Below are 16,045 nucleotides of genomic sequence, written 5' to 3'. Positions count from 1 at the left end.
ATCTAATCAGTCCCGCGCCACGCGGAAGCCCGCGAAATCCTGCGTCACCGGCATCAATTCCAGCCGGTTGATGTTTAGGTGCGGGGGCAGTTCGGAGACCCAGCGGATCGTCTCGGCAATATCCTCGCCCGTCATCGGGTGCGCACCCGAATAGAACTCGTCCGACCGCTCCTGGCTGCCGGTGCGCACGGTGGTGAACTCGGTCTCGACCATGCCCGGCTCGATGCTGGTCACGCGCACGCCCGTGCCGTGCAGGTCCGCCCGGATCGCCAGCGTGAAATGGTTCACGAAAGCCTTGGAGCCTGCGTACACATTGCCGCCGGGATAGACGTAGGACCCTGCGACCGAGCCGATGTTGATCATCGCGCCCTTGCGTTCGATCAGGCCGGGCAGCAGCTTGCGCGTCAGCCCCAGCAGCGCGGTGATATTGGTGTCGACCATCACCTGCCAGTCGTCGAGATCGGCCTCCTGCGCAGGAGCGAGGCCCTTCGCAAGGCCGGCATTGTTCACCAGCAGGTCGATAGCGCGCCAGTCTTCGGGCAAGCCGTCGATCGCGGCATTGCGCACAGCTTCGTCGGTCACGTCGAAGGCGAGGCCGAGGAAGCGGTCTGCGCCCAGCTCTTGCGCCAGGGCATCGAGCCGCTCCTGCCGCCGCCCGGTGCCGATCACGCGCCAGCCGTTGGCCGCGAGCAGCCGCGCAGTCGCCTGACCGATCCCTGCGGTCGCGCCGGTAATCAGTGCGGTTTTCATGCTCTCAACTCCGCTCCGATTTTCTCGGCAGCTTTGACGACACGCTCGGAAATCGCCTTGAGCTCCTCGTCGGTGAAGCTCTTCTCTCCCGGCTGGAGCGTGACTTCGAGCGCGAGCGAGGTCTTGCCCTCGGGCACGCCCTGCCCGTCGAACCGGTCGAAAATGCGCGCGTCGACGATGGCCTGCTTGTCCGCCCCGCGCACGGCCTTGACCAGATCGCCTGCAGGCAAGCCGCTGTCGACCAGGAACGCGAAGTCACGGGTGACCGGCTGCAAGGCAGGCGGGCTGTAGGTTGCGCGCGCGAACTCGGAATTCTTCTTCGCCGGAATCGCGTCGAGGAAAATCTCCACCGCCACGACAGGCCCGTCGACATCGAAGGCCTTGAGCGTGGCGGGGTGCAGCGTACCAAAGCGCGCGAGCACTTTTTTCGGCCCCAGCCGCAAAGTAGCCGACTGGCCGGGATGGAACTGCGGCCCTGCTTCGCCGAAAACCATCAGGTTGTCGACCGGCGCACCGGCGGCTTCGAGCAGCGCGAGCGCTTCGGCCTTGGCGTCGTAGGCATCGAAAGTCGTCGGCTTGCCAGTGGACCAGCCGCGCGGCGTCTTCTCACCCGAAAGCACGACGCCCAGCGTCGAACGCTCATCGCTATGGCCGCCTTTCCCGCGGAAATAGCGCCGCCCGATCTCGAACAGCCGCGCACCCGCGCTCCCTCGATCCGATGCGCGTTTGGCAGCGGTGAGCAGTCCGGGCAGCAGCGAGGGGCGCATGGCCTTCAGGTCTTCGCTGATCGGGTTGTCGAGGACCCAGAGGGCCCCTTCATCCATGAAATGCTCAGCATCGGGCACCGGCAGGAAGCTCCACGTCACCGCCTCGTGCAGGCCCCGCGCGGCGGCCGCACGGCGAAGTTTCCGCTGCAGCTTCTGTTCGGGCGTGGCCGTGGGCCTGGCGACACCGGGCGCGCGGGTCAGCGGAACGCTGGCGACCTTGTCCAACCCTTCGATCCGGACGACTTCCTCGACCAGGTCGGCAGGCCCTTCGATATCGTGGCGGCGCGGCGGGCAGCTAACCTGCCAATCGGAAGCGACCTCGAAATCGAGCGCGGTGAGAATCTCCCGCTGGCGATCTTCCGCCACCTTGACCCCACCCAGCTTCGCGGTACGCGCCGGGTCGAACTGCACAACCTTGCGCTCCGCCGGCGGCGAACCCGCGCGCACAACCTCGCTCGGCTCACCACCGCAGGTCTTCAGGATCAAGTCGGTCAGGATCGCAAGCCCTTCGTCAAGGAATTCGGGGTCCACCCCGCGCTCGAACCGGGTGCGCGCATCGCTGGTCAGGCCCAGTTTGCGGCCCGTCACACCGATCCGCGCAGGGTCGAAATACGCGATTTCCAGCAGCACTTCGGTGGTCGCATCGGTGGCGCCCGAGTGTTCGCCGCCCATGATCCCGGCAACATCGTGAACGCCATTATCGTCCGCGATCACGGTCATCGTATCGTCGAGCGTGTAGGTCTTCTCGTTCAGCGCCTCGATCTGCTCGCCGGTCTTCGCGCGGCGGGCGACCACCGGGCCGTCGAGCTTCGCCAGATCATAGACGTGCGCGGGCCGCCCGAACGCGAGCATCAGGTAGTTCGTGCAATCGACCAGCGCGGAGATAGGCCGCTGGCCCGCCGCCTTGAGCCGCCGCTGCATCCAGTCGGGCGATGTGCCGTTGCTCACGCCGCGAATGACGCGCCCATAGAAGGCCGGGCAACCTTCTGCATCGTCGGTGCGGATCTCGACGGGGCAGGTACCTTTGCCTGCAATCTCGTCAGCTGCAAAGGGCTTAAACGTGCCGAGGCCCGCCGCCGCCAGATCGCGCGCAATACCCATCACGCCCATGCAATCGGGCCGGTTGGGAGTGATCGCCACGTCGATGATCGGCGAAGCAGAATGGTACTCGGCGAAATCGGCGCCCGTCGGCGCATCGCCCGGCAGCTCGATGATGCCATCGTGCTCCTCGCCCAGCTCCAGCTCGCGCACCGAACACATCATGCCGTTCGATTCGACACCGCGAATCTTGGACTTGCGCAGCTCCATGCCATTCGACGGCACGACGGCACCCGGCAGGCCAAGCACGCCCTTCATCCCGGCGCGCGCATTGGGCGCACCGCACACGACCTGCAGCGGCTCGCCCGCGCCGGTCGAGACGGAGAGCACCTGCAGCTTGTCCGCATCGGGATGCGGCCCTGCAGTGAGCACTTCGGCGACGGTGAACCCGGCAAGCTTTTCTGCCGGATCCTCTATCCCCTCGACCTCGTGGCCGATGGCATTAAGCGTATCCGCGATCTCCTGCACCGAGGCATCGGTTTCGAGGAAATACTGCAGCCATTCGATGCTGAACTTCATGCGCGCGCTCCCACACCGCCCGAAAGCGTCGGTTGGTCGAAGGGCGAGAAGCCGTAGTGCGACAGCCAGCGGCCATCGCCATCGAAGAAGGCGCGCAAGTCGTTCATTCCGTACTTGAGCATGGTCAGCCGGTCGATCCCGAGGCCGAAAGCAAAGCCCTGCCATTCATTCGGATCGAACCCTGCGAATTCGAGCACGCGCGGATTGACCATCCCGCTGCCGCCCAGCTCCATCCAGTCGTGCCCCTCGGCATCGCCGTGGCCGCCGACCACGCGCCTGCCGCCCTCGTTCGAATAGCCGACATCGAACTCCACCGAAGGCTCGGTGAAGGGGAAGTAGGACGGGCGCAGGCGGAGCACGATATCGTCGCGCTCGAACAGCGCCTTGAAGAAGGTTTCCAGTGTCCACTTGAGATGGCCGAGGTGGATGTCCCGGTCGATCGCGAGCCCTTCTACCTGGTGGAACATCGGCGTGTGCGTTGCGTCGCTGTCGCTGCGATAGACGCGGCCCGGCGCGATGATCCGCACCGGCTCACCGCCGTTCGCAGAAGCCGCCTTCATCGTGCGGATCTGCACCGGCGAGGTATGCGTGCGCAGCAGCATGCGGTGATCCTCGGCATCGCGATCCGGGAAATAGAACGTGTCCATCTCCGCGCGCGCGGGGTGCGTTTCCGACATGTTGAGAGCGGTGAAATTGTGCCAGTCGTCCTCGATTTCGGGCCCCGTGGCGACCGCGAAGCCGAGGTCCGCGAAGATTTCCGCGATCTCGTCCATCACCTGGCTGACCGGGTGGACCGAGCCTTGCGGCGCCTGCGGTGCGGGCAGCGTCAGGTCGAGCACTTCGGTCGCCAGCTTGGCTTCGAGCGCGGCGGATTCGAGCACGGCCTTGCGATCCTCGATCGCCTCGGCAACGCGGGCGCGCATCCCTTGCAGGCGCGGGCCTTCGGTCTGGCGCTCTTCGGGCGACATCTTGCCCAGCGTCTTCATCAGCGCGTTGAGCCAGCCCTGCTTGCCCAGCGCCTCCACCCGGATTGCTTCGACCGCGTCGATATCCTGCGCGGCGTGCAACCGCTCCAGCGTTTCGGTGACTTGTGCTTCGTGTTCGGTGCTCATGACGCGGGCTCGCTAGACGAATGGGAGGCAAAGAAAAAGCGCCAACCCGGGTGGGTGGCGCTTCCTCTTTTCAAACGGCTTCGATCAATCAGGCGGGAAGCGCATCCTTCGCCTGCTTGATGATCGACTTGAAGGCCGCTTCCTCGTTCATGGCGAGGTCGGCCATCACCTTGCGGTCCAGCTCGATGCCGGCCAGCTTGGTGCCGTGGATGAACTGCGAATAGGTCAGGCCTTCGGCACGAACCGCAGCGTTGATGCGCTGGATCCAGAGCGCGCGGAAGTTGCGCTTCTTAACCTTGCGATCGCGATAGGCGTACTGGCCGGCCTTTTCGACCGCCTGGCGCGCGACGCGAATCGTGTTCTTGCGGCGGCCGCGATAGCCCTTGGCCTGGTCTAGGAGCCGCTTGTGCTTCTGGCGCGTAGTGACGCCGCGTTTGATGCGAGGCATTTCGTATATCCTTCTAGAAAATAGCGTGTCGCGAGGGGATCCCCCTCAAGCGATCACTTCAGCCCGTAAGGGGCCCACTTCTTCACGTGGTCGACGTCTGCTTTCGCGAGAACATCGGTGCCACGGTTCTGGCGGATATACTTCGCATTGTGGCTGATCAGGCGGTGGCGCTTGCCGGCGACACCATGCTTGACCTTGCCGGTCGCGGTGAACTTGAAGCGCTTCTTCACACCGCTCTTGGTCTTCATCTTGGGCATTTTCATCTCCTTGACAGAGACACGTCCGAACCAGCCCTGGCAGCCCTTTCAGCCAGGCCGGTGGTGAAATACGTGTCGGTGAAGCGGGCCACATAGCGTTTTCGCGCGCGTTTGCAAGCGATTCGGGCGCGCTCAGAAGTGCGCGAGGTAGCCGCCGTCGATCGCCAGCACCTGCCCAGTGATGTAGCTCGCATCATCCGAGGCGAGGAAGGCGACCGCACCCGCGATTTCCTCCGGCTGGCCCCAGCGACCCAGCGAGGTGCGGCGCTGCAGGTGTGCGGCAATCTCTTCATCCGCCACCATTTGCGCATTAGTCTCGGTCGCGAAATAGCCCGGGGCGACCGCGTTGACCGTGATCCCGTGCGGGCCCAGTTCCGCTGCGAGCGCGCGGGTCAGCGCGTCGAGCCCGCCCTTGCTGGCGGTATAGGCCGCATCGCCGCGCGCGATCTGACCGGCGATCGAAGTGACGTTGACGATCCGCCCCCAGCCGCGCTCGATCATGTGCGGCGCCACCCGGCGCGCAAGGTCGAAGGGCGCGGTCAGGTTGGTTTCGAGCATCGCGGAAAAGGCCTCGCGCGGCAGGTCTGCCAGAGCGCGCCGATCACGCATGCCCGCGTTATTGACGAGGATATCGACGCCGCCGACCTGCTCCAGCGCGCCTGAACACGCGGCTTCGTCGTCGAGGTTGAACACGAGCGGCTGCGTCCCGCCGCCCACGTCGCGCAGCGCCGCCGCGTCGCGACCCGCCACAAACACCCGCGCGCCGTTTTCCGCCAGCCGCAAGGCAATCGCCTTGCCCAGCCCGCGCGCCGCGCCGGTCACCAGTGCGGTCTTGCCGGTCAGATCGAGATGTCCCGCCCCATTCATGGCTAGTGCTCGTAGATCATCTTGACCGTCATGCCACCATCGACATTGATCGCCTGCCCAGTGACGAAGTCCGAATCGAGCAACCAGTCGACCGTCTGCGCGATGTCCTCCGGCCTGCCGACGCGGCCCGCGGGATGCTGCGCCTTGTCTTTCTCACGATGGGAAACCTCTTCGCACTCGGATCGCTTCTGCCAGTCGCGCGTCTCGATCCAGCCGGGGCGGATCGCATTCACCCGGATCTGCGGCCCCAGAGAGACCGCCATCGCGTGCGTCAACGCGTCGAGCCCGCCCTTGGCGGCAGCATAGCCGAAGCATTCGGGCTCGCTCATCACAGCGCGGGTGGAGGAGATGTTTACGATGCAGCCTGAGTCACCGCGCCTGAGGAACGGCAGCAGGGTGCGGCTGCACAGGAAGGCGGCCGTCAGGCTGGCATCGATCCAGCCCTGGAAGTCGGCGAGGGAGAGGTCTTCGAGCGGCCCGGCATAGGGGTCTGCAATCCCCGCATTATTGACGAGGCAGGTGAGCGGCGCGTCGTCGAGCCATTCGGACAGGCGATCCGCGGTGTCGATCACGTGCGCCTCTCTGCCCGCATCGCCTTCGACCAGCAGCGGGTTGCCTCCCAGGGCACCGCGCAATTCGGCCAGCGCTTCGCCATCGGGATCGAGCCCCGCGATGCGCCAGCCCTTATCCGCATAATGCTGCGCGAGCGCCCGCCCGATGCCATTGCCGATGCCGGTGATGAAGATCCTGTTGTCGTTCATGGCGCACCAACGCGCCGATCCGGTCACGGTGCCGCGTCGATTTCGGCCATGATCTTGTCACCAAGCTCCCTAGCGGGTGCCAGCGCATCGCCACACAGCTCTGCATTGCCCATGCTGCGGCAATAGGTGCCCGCGCGCCAATCCATCGCGAAATAGGCAGCGGTGCGCGCAAAGGGTTCGGTGAAACCGGGGGGCAGTCCCTCTTCGGTGCCCGTCGCGAGGAGCCACACCCTGCGCCCTGCCAAGGCGCGGCCCAGCGGGCGATTCGCCTCTACCAGCAGCAAGTCGGTCAGCCGGTCGAAAAAGGTCTTCATGAGGCCGCTCATCGCGTACCAGTAGACCGGGGTTGCAAAGACGATGTGCTCGCTGCCAGCCATCTTTTGCACGACTGGCAGGAAATCGTCGCGCGCAGCCAACTGGTCGTAAGCGAACGGTTCGATCCGCAGACGCGCCAGATCGATCTCTTCCGCCAGGGCACCGCAGTGCCCGAAGAAGGCATCGACCATCGCCCGCGTATTGCCATCGCTGCGTGCGGATGCGGTGAGGACCGTGATCCGCGCCACCGGACTAGCCCAGCGCTTCCAGCACGTCTTCCAGCCGCGCCGGATCGCCCAGCGCAAGTACCGTCCCGTCGCTCTGCGCGTCGAGCGGATTGCCCTGCCAGTCGCTCATCGTGCCACCCGCGCCTTCAACCACGGGGACGAGCGCGGCGTAATCGTGCAGCTTCATCCCCGATTCGCACACGATATCGAGGTGTCCGTTGGCCAGCAGGCCGTAGTTGTAGCAGTCGCCGCCATAGACGATCATGCCCTGCCGCTTGTTACCGCCGACCGCATGGGCCAGCCGCATGTAGGCATCGGCCCCCTGCGCATCGAAATAGTGCGGGCTGCTGGTGGCGAGCATGGCCTCGTCGAGGCTCTTGCAGGTCCGCGTGCGTACTTCACGATCATTGAGCGTGGTCGGCGCGCCGATCCGGCCGACCCAGCGTTCGCCGATAATCGGCTGGTCGATAATGCCGAGCACGGGCCAGCCGTCTGCCATCAGCGCAATCAGCGTGCCGAAAATCGGGCGCCCGGCGAGGAAGCTTATCGTCCCGTCGATGGGGTCGAGCACCCATTGCCGCCCGGATCGCCCTTCGTGCGCGGGATATTCCTCTCCCACGATGCCATCCTGCGGGAAGTCCGCCATCAGGATCGCGCGCATCGCGTCTTCCGCCTCGCGGTCGGCCACGGTGACGGGCGAGGCATCGCCCTTGAACTCCGCGGTCGCCTTGCGGAAATGCGGGCGGATCGCCTCGCGCGCGGCATCGGCCAGCCGGTGCGCGACCGCCAGTTCGTCGTCGAGTTTCATCGCCGCGACCCGCGCCCGATCAGTCGAACAGGCTCGAGACCGAGCTTTCGTCGGCGATCCTCCGCACCGCCTCGCCGATCAACGGGGCGATAGTGAGGTAGCGGATGCGCATGGCATCCTTGGCGGCTTCCGCTGCGGGAATCGTGTCGGTCACCACCAGTTCGGTCAGCTGCGATCCGTCGACCCGCGCCACCGCGCCGCCCGAAAGCACGCCGTGCGTGATATAGGCGGCGACCGAGGCCGCACCCTGTTCGAGCAGGGCATCGGCAGCGTTGCACAAGGTGCCCCCCGAATCGACAATATCGTCGATCAGCACGCAGTGGCGGCCTTTCACATCGCCGATGATGTTCATCACTTCCGATTCGCCGGGGCGGTCGCGCCGCGTGTCGACGATGGCGAGCGGCGCATTGTCGAGCCGCTTGGCCAGCGCCCGCGCGCGGACCACGCCGCCCACGTCGGGCGACACCACCATCAGGTCCTTGTCGCCGTACCGCGCCTGGATATCGGCGGCCATCACGGGCGCGGCGAACAGGTTGTCGGTCGGGATGTCGAAGAAGCCCTGGATTTGCCCTGCGTGCAGGTCCACCGCCAGCACGCGGTCGGCCCCGGCCTGCGTGATCAGGTTGGCGACCAGCTTGGCCGAAATCGGTGTGCGCGGGCCGGGTTTCCGGTCCTGCCGGGCATAGCCGAAATAGGGCACAACCGCCGTGATCCGCCGGGCCGAAGCGCGTTTCAGCGCATCGATCGCGATCAGCAGTTCCATCAGGTTGTCGTTCGCCGGGAAACTGGTGGACTGGAGCACGAACACATCTTCGCCGCGCACGTTTTCGTGAATCTCGATGAAGACTTCCTCGTCCGCGAAGCGCCGCACGCTCGCGTCGGTCAGCGGGATTTCGAGATAGCCTGCGATCGCGCGGGCGAGCGGCAGGTTCGAATTGCCGGCCATCAGTTTCATAAGGGGGCGGTCCTTTGTCGGCGAGGAGTGCAAGCGCGCGGCTAACCCTCCGGTCATACAAATGCAATGTATGGATCGCGTTCGCGCGGCGGCTCCCCACACCGAAAACACTTTCCTACTGGCCCCCATTCGTGGCTCATACTGGTGGATGGGCAAGCCTTGCGCACATCGCCTCCGCCGCCGCCCCGGCTGGTTCCGCCCCGTGCCGCTGCGCGCACGGAGGGACGGCTGGAGCGTGGCGCGCCAGTGCGCCTTTCTCGCAAGTCTCTTTGTCACCGGGTCGGTGGCTGCTGCCGCCCGCCATGTCGGCATGAGCCGGGCCAGCGCCTATCGGCTGCGCGAGAGCGAAGGCGCGCAATCTTTCGCCCATGCGTGGGACCGCGTTCTGACGCCGCCCGGGTCGGGCCATGTGGAGCCCCTGCGGGAGGATTTCCGGAAAGTGACAGATGCCGCGCTGCTGTCTCGGCTGGAGACGCCGCTCGCGCAGCCGGTGCTCTATCGCGGACGGATGGTGGGGATACGCCGCAAGCCCGACAGGGCGGCGCTTGTGCGGCTGCTCCGCCGCACCGCCTCGCGACCGGGCCATGGCGGAACCGGCGCAACATGACCGGCGCGGCGCAATTGCGAAAAATATCCCTGTCGGTGTGTCACCGAACCGAGCACCATGCACTAGCTAGGGGCAAGGCGGGGGCGGAGTGTTTCCGCTGTCTACCGCGCTTCGTGTTCGCTCCTGATCCAGCGCGAGTCCCTGACAGGCGTGCGAGGACCGTCGAGCGAAAGGGAAGGTCAGCGCATTTCCGCTGCCTATCGTGCGCTGTGTTCGCTCCTGATCCAGCGCACGGTGCCGCTGGACGAGCGCATCACGACGCTTTCGGTCGTCATCCGTCCGCCACGCTTGCGCTTCACCCCATCGAGGAGGGAGCCCGAGGTCACGCCCGTCGCCGCGAAGATGCAGTCGCCCTTGGCGAGGTCTTCCAGCTTGTAGATACGGTCGAGATCGTCGATCCCCCACTTGGCGGCACGCGCTCGCTCGTCATCGTTGCGGAACACCAGCCGCCCGTTGAACTGCCCACCTACGCAGCGCAGCGCCGCTGCGGCGAGCACGCCTTCGGGCGCACCGCCCTGGCCCATATACATGTCGATCGTGGTGTTCTCGTCGGTCACCGCGATCACGCCCGCGACATCGCCATCGCCGATCAGCGCGACTCCGCAGCCGAGCGATCGCAGTTCGGCGATCAGATCGGCGTGCCGGTCTCGGTCGAGCACGCACACGATGATCTCCGAGGGATCGACGCCCTTGGCTTCGGCCACCGCGCGCACGTTGTCGCTCGGGCTCTTGGCGAGGTCGATGATGCCTTCCGGGTAACCCGGGCCAACCGCCAGCTTGTCCATGTAGACATCGGGCGCGTTCAGCAGGTTGCCCTCTTCCGCCGCCGCCAGCACCGCAAGCGCATTGGGGCCCGCCTTGGCCGTGATGGTCGTGCCTTCCAGCGGATCGAGCGCGATGTCGATCTTCGGGCCCTTGCCGGGAGCGCCGCCAACCTTCTCCCCGATATAGAGCATCGGCGCTTCGTCGCGCTCGCCCTCCCCGATCACGACCGTGCCATCGATATAGAGCTTGTCGAAAGCACGCCGCATCGCTTCGACGGCGGCGGCATCGGCCGCCTTCTCGTCGCCCCGGCCGACCAGCTTCGAAGCGGCGATGGCCGCTTTCTCGGTCACACGGACCATTTCGAGCACCAGCACGCGATCGAGTTCATTGGCGAGTTCGTTGGACGTGCCTGCGGTGTTCATAAGCGATTCAGTCCCTCTGGAGTGGTTGGCCTTCGGGGAGTGCGCCTAGTCCGGGAGGAAGGCCGTGTCGACATCGACGCTTCGAATGGTGGTGGTTGGTCTGCTCGTTTCGGGAGGTCTCGCGCCCCCTTCCTGGGCACAGACAGAACAGGCGGAAACAGCGGAAGAGGACAAGATCGGCCCGATGCTGGAGCGCGCGAAAGAGGCCTATCGGCTCGAGGATCCGCCCGCACCGCCGCCCGCCGATTGCGTCGAATCGGGCGATGAGAACATCATCATCGTATGCGCGCCGATCGAATCGGACCCCGATCGCTATCGCGTGTCGTCGCGACTGGAGCGCGGCGACGACAGCCACCTGGAATGGACCGGGCAGGCGCCCGATGTCTCCGGGCCCGGCATCTTCAAGGGCCCGGCCACCGTCAGCGGCCTGTGCATCATCCCACCGTGCCCGAAGCCGCCGGTTTACATGATCGACTTTTCCACCCTGCCCGAAGCGCCGCCCGGCTCCGACGCAGACCGGATCGCGCGCGGGCTCGCGCCGCGGGGGAGCCAGTACGACGATGGGGAGCCGCAGAGCGAAAAGGCGGCACCTGCGGCGGCTCCTGAAGCGGAGCCGGAGGACGAATCGCCGGACAATCCGGACGGATGATCGGTCAGTCCATCAGGATTGGCATGGCGAGCGGTGGCTCGACGATGCTGGGCGATCCCTTCAGCCGTTCGCGCGCATCGCGGATGTTGCGCGCAGGCGCCTTGTGCGTGACCAACGCGATGGTGATCCCCGCCTCTTCCGGGCCGACACTCTCGCCTTCCTGGATCAGGCTCTGGATGCTCACCCGTGCATCGCGCATCGCGGCGGCAAGTTCGGCCAGCACGCCCGGGCGGTCTGCCACGACGAAACGCAGGTAATAGCGTGCCTCGCGCTCACCCGAATCGGCACACGCGGTCTGCACGAGCGACGAAGTCGGCACGCCGAACGCAGGGCGGGCGTCACCGCGAGCCAGCGCCACCACGTCGGCTACGATCGCGCTGGCGGTCGATTCGCTGCCTGCGCCCGCGCCCTGGATCAGGATCGGCCCTGCATAGTCGCTTTGGGCGAGGACCGCGTTGGTCGGTCCGTCGATTGCGGCCAGTGGATGATCGGCAGGCAGCAGACATGGGCGGACGCGCTGGAGCAGGCGCGCAGGCACACCGTCTTCGCGTTCCAGATCGGCCATCGCAACGAGCCGCACCGAATAGCCAAGCCGTTCGGCCTGCACGATATCGGCGGCGCGGATATCCTGGATGCCCTCAACCTCGACCTCGCCGAAATGCGGGCGCACACCGAATCCCAGCGCTGCCAGGATCGCGAGCTTGTGCGCCGCATCGCCGCCGCCCACGTCCAGCGTCGGGTCAGCTTCGGCGTACCCCAGCCGCTGCGCCTCGCTCAGGACGGCATCGAAGTCTTCTCCCTGCCGCTCCATCGCGGAAAGGATGTAGTTGCTGGTTCCGTTGAGGATGCCTTCAATCCGGTCGATCCGGTTCCCGACCAGCCCTTCGCGCAGGGTCTGCAGGATCGGCGTACCGGCGCACACCGCTGCTTCGAACAGGAGTGCAGCGCCTTTCGCTTCGGCCGTCTGCGCAAGGGCGAAGCCGTGTTCGGCAATCATCGCCTTGTTTGCGGTGACGACAGATCGGCCCCGGCCAAGCGCGCGTTCGGCGAGCGTGAGTGCAGGTCCTTCGCTCCCGCCGATCACCTCGACCACCGCATCGAGGCCATCAAGATCCGCCAGCGCGACCGGATCGTCGCACCATGTATACGAAGCAAGGTCGATGCCGCGGTCTCGTGACCTGTCGCGCGCGCTCACCGCAGCGACCTCTATCGGACGTCCGGCGCGCATGTGCAGCAGGTCGGCATTGTCGGCCAGCAGGCGCAGCACGCCCGTGCCCACAGTGCCCAGCCCTGCGATTCCCAGTCTGAAAGCTTCGCTCATGCTGCAGTGCGATGCGATGCGGCCTGCCCGAACGCAAGCCCTCGCGGCACAATCAGCGGGGGAGGATCAATATTGCAGGGTCGGCGGCTCGCGCAGGCGCACGCACGATCCCAGCTGCGCGATCACGAAGCGGTAGTCGTCGCTTGCCCGGGCCCGGTCTGCGGGTTCGCGAGCCAGATTGGCTTCGCTGGGCAGGGAGAGCGGAAGCGCACAGGTCAGGCGATAATAGGCCAGCGAGCCGGGTTCGGGCACGCGCACGGCCTGGTCGACGATCTCCGAGAACGACACGCCCCATACGGGCGCCATGCCGGGGCGACGCACCACACTGATCGCGGCCGGATCATTATTGACCGTATCGAGGAAGATCTGGGTCTCCGATTCGCCAACCAGAGTGCCGGCGACCGACAGCGCATCGCGCACACCCGTGATTCGCGGCGCTGCGTTGGGCGCGACCAGCTGTTCCAAAATGAGACGAGTGCGGGCTTCCAGCGCCTCGCTCCACAGCAGCTGCGCATCGGGTGCGACCAGTTGCAGCTCGCTCGGGCGGCCGGGGACGGCGCGTGCAAACAGCAGGACTTCCTTCTTGCGCAGCTTCGCTTTGCGGCCTGTTGCGTCGAGCGGGAGATCGACCAGGTAACGCACCCGCTCGCCCAGCGGTGTGTTGCCCGCAATCAGGTTCTGCGTGTCCGCCTCAATGTAGTAGCGTGCATAGCCCGGACGCAGGCCGGGCGCGCGCTCTGGCGCTACATCGCTCTGCCGCCGCACTTTTGCACGCACGACGAGATCGGCATAATCCGCCAGATCGATCAGGTCTGCGTCGCTGGCGCGCTGGGTCGAGGCGGAGGCCTGAGCAGGAGCCTGAGCCGAGAGCGTGGCGGGAATCGCCGCGCAGACAGCTAAAGCGCAAGCGGGGATGAAAGAGGCGAGGAACTTCACGGCGCTCTCCGGGGTTGTGTTTGTCGGGACCCTACCTGGGTTTCTACGACAGAATTTTCAGGTTGGAGACACATTATCTTGTGAATCCTGACTGAACCGACAAAGGGTTTGCAGAGGGTAAGCATCCTGTTTAAGACCCGGCCGGTCTGGGTCGACGGTATGAAATTACCCGGACACGGCCCCATCGGCTATAATGATTACGGCTTCGGCTTGCCCGGAGACGCAATCGGATTGGCAGTTGGAGTCGGAAAAAATCGCCGTCCGGTGCAGCCGCCGGACATGATCGCCGGGCCGCGCCCGGTGCTTGATGGAGTGATGCGACTGCATGGCTTATTCAGACCAACAGATGAGTGGCAGCAAGCTTGTCTCGATCATCATCGTTGCTCTCATTCATGTTGCCATCGGCTACGTCCTGATTACCGGCCTGGCTTATTCAGCCGTCAAGAAGGCCGTTGAGCGGGTGACGACAGTCGATATTGAGGACGAACCACCACCCGAGCCGGAGGAGCCCCCGCCCCCGCCGCCAGATCAGCCGGTGCCGGAAACGTCGCCACCGATCGTGGTGCCCAGGCCGCCGGTTAATCTGAACCAGCGCCCGCCGGATATGCGGAGCACGGATCAGATCGTGCAGCGCGATGTGGTGCAGCGCGAGGTGTTCGATCCGGGCCCCCCAAGCCCGCCGCCCCCGCCGCCCCCGCCGCCCCCACCTCCTCCGCCGCCACCGCTGCGCCCGACGAACAACCAGAGTTCGTGGATCACGCAATCGGACTACCGGTCGAGCTGGATCAGCCGCGATTACAACGGCACCGTGTCCTACTCCCTGACGATCGGCAGCAATGGCCGCGTGACAGGATGTTCGATCACCGGGGGCAGCGCTCCCAGCGAACTGAAGGATGCAACCTGCCGTCTCGTAAGCCGGCGCGCGCGCTTCAGCCGCGACGGCACGTTCTCGGGCCAGGTGCTCTGGCAGATCCCGAACTGAGCGGTTGGGCAGTTTTCGATTGGGCGCGCGATTGCGAGACGCTTAGACAAGGAAGCGCGCCGGGTTTTTGTAAGTAGACATTTGTTTTTGAAGAGGACTTCGTGATGATGATCAATCTTTTGGCGGCCGCCACCGGCGAAGGTCCGCAGACCGAATTCGGGTTTATGGAAGCGATGGAACAAGGCGGCCCGATCGCCTGGTCCATCCTGGGCGTTCTGGTGATTATGTCGGTCGGCTCGTTCTACATCCTGATTACCAAGCTGCTCGAGCAGAACCGGGTTCTTGGCCAGTACAAGAAGGTGCGTAACCAGTTCTGGCGCACCAACTCGCTGGAAGAGGGTGCGACCAAGCTCGACAAGAACAGCGCATGGCGCCAGATGGTCGACGATAGCATCGCCGCACAGGCGTCGCACGGCAAGATGACCGACAGCCTCGAAGCGCATGACTGGATGCATGGTTCGCTGGAACGTTCGCAGGATGCGATCATGTCGCGCCTCAACGGCGGCCTCGCCTTCCTCGCCACGGTCGGTGCAACGGCACCGTTCGTCGGTCTGCTCGGTACGGTTATCGGTATCTACCGCGCGCTGATCAACATCGGTCTCGCCGGTTCGGCCTCGATCGACAAGGTCGCCGGCCCGGTCGGTGAAGCGCTGATCATGACCGCCATCGGTCTGCTCGTCGCTGTTCCCGCGGTGTTCGCCTACAACTGGCTGCAGTCGCGCAACAAGAAGATTGCCGAACTGCTGACCGGTTTCTCGACCGACCTGCTGGCATACATCAATTCGAACGGTGGTGTTCGCCCGATGACTGCCGCTTCGGCGCAGCAGGCCGCCAAGACCGCCAAGAAGTAAGCCGATCCGGGGCCGCGTGGCGCGTTTGCCGCTCTCGCGGTCCCGATCAGCTCTCTCATTGGCCAATTAACGGATAGGACGCAGACCATGGCGATTTCCACGGGAGGCGACGGCTCAACGCCGATGGCAGACATCAACACCACTCCGCTGGTGGACGTCATGCTGGTGCTTCTCATCATCTTCCTGATTGCGGTTCCGGTCGCGATTCAGACGATCGAGAAGCTCGAAATTCCGATCTTTGCATCGGTCGAATCGGAGGACAAGGTCGAGAACCTGCTGATTACGGTCAGCACGACCGACGCCGAAGGGCGCACTGCCGGGCCGATCCAGTCGGGCTTTACCGGCGCGATCCGCGATGGCGAGTGCCGCGTGTACATCAACGGCACGACCGCAGTGTCGTCCGAGGAACTCTACGATCAGGCCTTCGAGCGTCTGGACAACATCGTCCAGCGTGCTGGTGGCCCCGAAGCGATCATGGAAGACCCGGAACTGATCCCGCAGGTGCACATTCGTGGCGACGTCAACGCCCCTTGGCGCTGCGTGGCCGGTACGATCTACAACGTCCAGGCCGCCGGTTATCCGACCGTCGGGTTCATCTCGAACCCGGTCGATCCGAACGGCTGATCTG

Annotated in this window: 18 protein-coding genes; 5 read left to right on the top strand and 13 right to left on the bottom strand. The window is 65.3% G+C overall.

The window, feature by feature from the left end; genetic code table 11:
• Positions 1–6 precede the first annotated feature (6 nt).
• The 10 genes from ACEQXE_RS02380 to ACEQXE_RS02335 all read right to left on the bottom strand — a co-directional run bounded on the left by ACEQXE_RS02380 (position 7) and on the right by ACEQXE_RS02335 (position 8,884).
• On the bottom strand, positions 7–750 hold the full coding sequence (locus tag ACEQXE_RS02380) for an SDR family NAD(P)-dependent oxidoreductase (RefSeq protein WP_370177285.1): 744 nt from the start codon (positions 748–750) through the stop codon (positions 7–9).
• A complete protein-coding gene (gene pheT / locus ACEQXE_RS02375) occupies positions 747–3,134 on the bottom strand; it encodes a phenylalanine--tRNA ligase subunit beta (protein WP_370177284.1) in 2,388 nt (795 codons plus the stop codon). Before pheT ends, ACEQXE_RS02380 begins: the two co-directional genes overlap by 4 nt.
• A complete protein-coding gene (gene pheS, locus ACEQXE_RS02370; RefSeq protein ID WP_370177283.1) occupies positions 3,131–4,246 on the bottom strand; it encodes a phenylalanine--tRNA ligase subunit alpha in 1,116 nt (371 codons plus the stop codon). The genes pheT and pheS overlap by 4 nt, the downstream gene beginning before the upstream one ends.
• 88 nt (positions 4,247–4,334) lie before the next feature.
• The gene (gene rplT, locus ACEQXE_RS02365; protein WP_370177282.1) at positions 4,335–4,694 is read right to left on the bottom strand and encodes a 50S ribosomal protein L20; all 360 of its coding nucleotides are present in this window, start codon (positions 4,692–4,694) and stop codon (positions 4,335–4,337) included.
• A gap of 53 nt (positions 4,695–4,747) precedes the next feature.
• Positions 4,748–4,951 (bottom strand): 50S ribosomal protein L35, encoded by a 204-nt coding sequence (gene rpmI, locus ACEQXE_RS02360; RefSeq protein WP_370177281.1) that lies wholly within the window; start codon positions 4,949–4,951, stop codon positions 4,748–4,750.
• A gap of 132 nt (positions 4,952–5,083) precedes the next feature.
• Positions 5,084–5,818: an SDR family oxidoreductase gene (locus tag ACEQXE_RS02355; protein WP_370177280.1), complete on the bottom strand. Its 735-nt coding sequence runs from the start codon at positions 5,816–5,818 to the stop codon at positions 5,084–5,086.
• Positions 5,819–5,820: 2 nt separating this feature from the next.
• Complete coding sequence (locus tag ACEQXE_RS02350; protein ID WP_370177279.1) at positions 5,821–6,579, bottom strand: SDR family NAD(P)-dependent oxidoreductase; 759 nt, start codon at positions 6,577–6,579, stop codon at positions 5,821–5,823.
• 23 nt (positions 6,580–6,602) lie between these two features.
• The gene (locus tag ACEQXE_RS02345; protein WP_370177278.1) at positions 6,603–7,142 is read right to left on the bottom strand and encodes a flavodoxin family protein; all 540 of its coding nucleotides are present in this window, start codon (positions 7,140–7,142) and stop codon (positions 6,603–6,605) included.
• Positions 7,143–7,146: 4 nt separating this feature from the next.
• On the bottom strand, positions 7,147–7,929 hold the full coding sequence (locus ACEQXE_RS02340; protein WP_370177277.1) for an inositol monophosphatase family protein: 783 nt from the start codon (positions 7,927–7,929) through the stop codon (positions 7,147–7,149).
• A 19-nt stretch (positions 7,930–7,948) separates the two neighbouring features.
• Complete coding sequence (locus ACEQXE_RS02335) at positions 7,949–8,884, bottom strand: ribose-phosphate pyrophosphokinase (RefSeq protein ID WP_370177276.1); 936 nt, start codon at positions 8,882–8,884, stop codon at positions 7,949–7,951.
• A gap of 235 nt (positions 8,885–9,119) precedes the next feature.
• On the opposite strand from ACEQXE_RS02335, the gene ACEQXE_RS02330 reads away from it, so the two are divergent.
• Positions 9,120–9,491 carry a hypothetical protein gene (locus tag ACEQXE_RS02330; RefSeq protein ID WP_370177275.1) on the top strand — a complete coding sequence of 124 codons (372 nt, stop codon included), beginning with the start codon at positions 9,120–9,122 and terminating at the stop codon, positions 9,489–9,491.
• A 197-nt stretch (positions 9,492–9,688) separates the two neighbouring features.
• On the opposite strand, the gene glpX is transcribed toward ACEQXE_RS02330, so the two are convergent.
• Positions 9,689–10,678, bottom strand: coding sequence for a class II fructose-bisphosphatase (gene glpX / locus ACEQXE_RS02325; RefSeq protein WP_370177274.1), 990 nt, complete (start codon positions 10,676–10,678; stop codon positions 9,689–9,691).
• A gap of 64 nt (positions 10,679–10,742) precedes the next feature.
• Here glpX and ACEQXE_RS02320 point away from each other — a divergent pair, with 64 nt between their 5' ends.
• On the top strand, positions 10,743–11,327 hold the full coding sequence (locus ACEQXE_RS02320; RefSeq protein ID WP_372520215.1) for a hypothetical protein: 585 nt from the start codon (positions 10,743–10,745) through the stop codon (positions 11,325–11,327).
• 4 nt (positions 11,328–11,331) lie between these two features.
• On the opposite strand, the gene ACEQXE_RS02315 is transcribed toward ACEQXE_RS02320, so the two are convergent.
• Together ACEQXE_RS02315 and ACEQXE_RS02310 are read right to left on the bottom strand one after the other, a co-directional pair.
• Complete coding sequence (locus ACEQXE_RS02315) at positions 11,332–12,648, bottom strand: homoserine dehydrogenase (RefSeq protein ID WP_370177272.1); 1,317 nt, start codon at positions 12,646–12,648, stop codon at positions 11,332–11,334.
• A 66-nt stretch (positions 12,649–12,714) separates the two neighbouring features.
• Complete coding sequence (locus tag ACEQXE_RS02310; RefSeq protein WP_370177271.1) at positions 12,715–13,584, bottom strand: hypothetical protein; 870 nt, start codon at positions 13,582–13,584, stop codon at positions 12,715–12,717.
• Positions 13,585–13,909: 325 nt separating this feature from the next.
• Between ACEQXE_RS02310 and ACEQXE_RS02305 the strand changes: the two genes are divergently transcribed.
• From ACEQXE_RS02305 to ACEQXE_RS02295, 3 genes are all read left to right on the top strand, one after another.
• Positions 13,910–14,566: an energy transducer TonB gene (locus ACEQXE_RS02305; protein ID WP_370177270.1), complete on the top strand. Its 657-nt coding sequence runs from the start codon at positions 13,910–13,912 to the stop codon at positions 14,564–14,566.
• 104 nt (positions 14,567–14,670) lie between these two features.
• Positions 14,671–15,417, top strand: coding sequence for a MotA/TolQ/ExbB proton channel family protein (locus tag ACEQXE_RS02300; RefSeq protein ID WP_370177269.1), 747 nt, complete (start codon positions 14,671–14,673; stop codon positions 15,415–15,417).
• Between the two features lie 87 nt (positions 15,418–15,504).
• Positions 15,505–16,041, top strand: coding sequence for an ExbD/TolR family protein (locus ACEQXE_RS02295; protein WP_370177268.1), 537 nt, complete (start codon positions 15,505–15,507; stop codon positions 16,039–16,041).
• The last annotated feature ends 4 nt before the right edge of the window (positions 16,042–16,045 follow it).

It is taken from the genome of Alteriqipengyuania sp. (assembly GCF_964222115.1).
Lineage (GTDB): Bacteria > Pseudomonadota > Alphaproteobacteria > Sphingomonadales > Sphingomonadaceae > Alteriqipengyuania.
This window is presented reverse-complemented; position numbering and strand designations above follow the sequence as displayed.